The 2304-nt window shown below is 52.3% G+C and carries 2 protein-coding genes; one reads left to right on the forward strand and one right to left on the reverse strand.

The features are described from left to right. On the forward strand, positions 1 to 941 hold a 941-nt coding region (locus ACEW8P_RS14455; protein ID WP_373513787.1), incomplete at its 5' end, for a hypothetical protein. Between the two features lie 115 nt (positions 942 to 1056). Here the strand turns inward: ACEW8P_RS14455 and ACEW8P_RS14460 are convergent. Beyond that, the coding region (locus tag ACEW8P_RS14460) for a DUF1553 domain-containing protein (protein WP_373513788.1) at positions 1057 to 2304 on the reverse strand (1248 nt) is incomplete at its 5' end.

A 2304-nucleotide genomic window follows, 5' to 3' on the forward strand; every position in this document is an offset into this window, starting at 1 on the left:
CGCCGATGTGGGTAGGTCATGTTATGGAATCGATTATAAGTGGAAATTTCGATCTTGCGACCGCTTCGTTTGTAGTGTTATTACTAGTAGTTCCGTTGCTGGCCATTTGGGCCATGAGCGGTAGACTCATCCGGGGTTTTAGCCGCGAAGTAGGAAACCTCGACACAGTGGCTGAACAGAAAACAGGAGAGGTCGAACTCAGCCCCAGACGCAGCGTTCCTGAACTACTGGCCGGAATCTTCACCCGTACGCCCACCGAGCGCGGGGCATTCGAACTAGTTTGGAAAATCGGGGGACGCGATCGAAAATTTAAGCTACGGGTCTATCCCAGCCTGGCGTACTTCCTGATGATAGGACCACTCATGTTCCTTAACCGCCGTGGCGAAAGTTTTGATCAAATAATGGAAGCAACCGCGCAACTTCAGTATATGCGGATCGCCCTGATCTACCTGACGGCGCTCAGCATGGTGGCGGTAAATCAAAACCTACCCTTCTCCGATCAGTTCAAAGCCGCCTGGATTTATCACGTAGCCCCGATGGCGCGTCCCGGCGAATTCCTCAGCGGCATGATGTGGTCCGTCGTGGCTAAGTTTCTGTTGCCCGTTTACATAATCATCGCAGTAGCTGTCGCGTTCATTTGGGGAGTGGAAAGCCTTGACGATGTACTTTTTGGTGCATTGGTCGTGTTGGTTTTTCAGCAAATCGAGATTCTGGCGACCCGGAATACATTGCCGTTCAGTCGGGAATTCACGAAAGCGGGTGGCGGTAGATTTATCCGCGTTTTGGCGCTGGGGCTCTTTGTCGGTATCATCGGATGGGCGCACTGGGCGTTGAGCCAAACCTCCTACGTTATTTTAGTGATGATTCCCTTTGCCTTCGCGCTGGTTTTGTTCTTGAATAAAGAAATTCGAAAGCTGGGCTGGGATAAGGTTGCCGGATAAAACACGAGGTTTGGCAATCTACATTTTCACTACCCCAATCTCTGCATGAATTTGCCTTTTGCTTAGGCGGCTTGGTGGCAATCAAACGGTTCATGCAAACACTGGAAAATAGGCACTATTCCTTCGTCACCACCTCGTCCAGATTCAAAAGGACATTGGCCGAAATAGTAAGAGCGGCCAATTCGGGCGATTTATGTTTGGGAAGATAAGTGAGTAAGCTATCGATCTGGTTGGGCTTTTGCCTGAATTGCTGCAAAGATTTGCGATAAACACCCATCAGAACCTCCAGCCGCTTCTCTCGCATGGGTTTGTAGGTCAATCTCTCGTAACCAGCCCGTAGTTGCTGCTCGGGCGTTTTACCTTTGCTTTTCATGTACTTGGCCAACCGCTGCGCCGATTCCAAATAAACGGGGTCGTTCAAGGTAACAAGTGCCTGTAAAGGAGTATTGGTACGGATGCGCCGCGACTGGCAGAATTCTCGACTAGGTGCGTCAAAGGTAACCATCGAAGGGTACGGAGCCGTACGTTTCCAATAAGTGTAGAGGCCGCGCCGGTAACGGTCTTCGCCTTCGCTCAGTTGCCACTTGGCTCCGTTATAGGGAGAAAGCCAAATACCATCCGGCTGCGGGGGCATGACGCTTGGGCCGAACATTTTTTTGGACAATAGTCCGCTTACCGACAGGGCCTGGTCTCGTACTTGCTCGGCGCTGAGGCGCACTCTTGGACCGCGGGCCAGCCAGTAGTTGTAGGGGTCTTTTTCCTGTTTTTTCGGATTGGTTTCTGAACTTTGACGGTAGGTGGCCGACATCACTATTTCTTTCAAAAGTGTCTTGGTACTCCATCCGTAGTCCTCCATGTAGGCTACGGCCAGCCAGTCGAGTAGTTGTCGGTGCGTGGGTTCGCTGCCCTGCGAGCCAAAGTCCTCGACGGTTTCCACAATGCCCAACCCGAAAAGTTGCTCCCACAGGCGGTTCACCATCACCCTGGCCGTAAGCGGATTGTCGCGACTAACGAGCCAACGGGCCAATTCAAGGCGGTCAGCGGGCTGGTTGATCTTAGGCACACTTGCGAAGGCGAGGGGTACGGCGGGGTTGACCTCCTTACCGTGCACTAACCAGTTTCCGCGTTCGAAGACGTGCTGCTTCCGAGCGAGGTTGTCTTTACCTTCCCAGAAAATAGGGGTGGCATCCTTGGCATTTTGCAGCAGTGAGGCGTACTCGCTCAGCATGGCATTTCTTTCAACTCCTTCACCAGGAAAGGCCCGCTGGAAAGCCACCCAACGGAGTTGTACGAAGGCATTAGGCGTTTTTGTTTTTGGAAAGGAAAAATGAACGTGGAGGTCGTGTGTCCCCGTCACTTTGGG

This window comes from Persicitalea sp., from assembly GCF_041751555.1.
Lineage (GTDB): Bacteria > Bacteroidota > Bacteroidia > Cytophagales > Spirosomataceae > Persicitalea.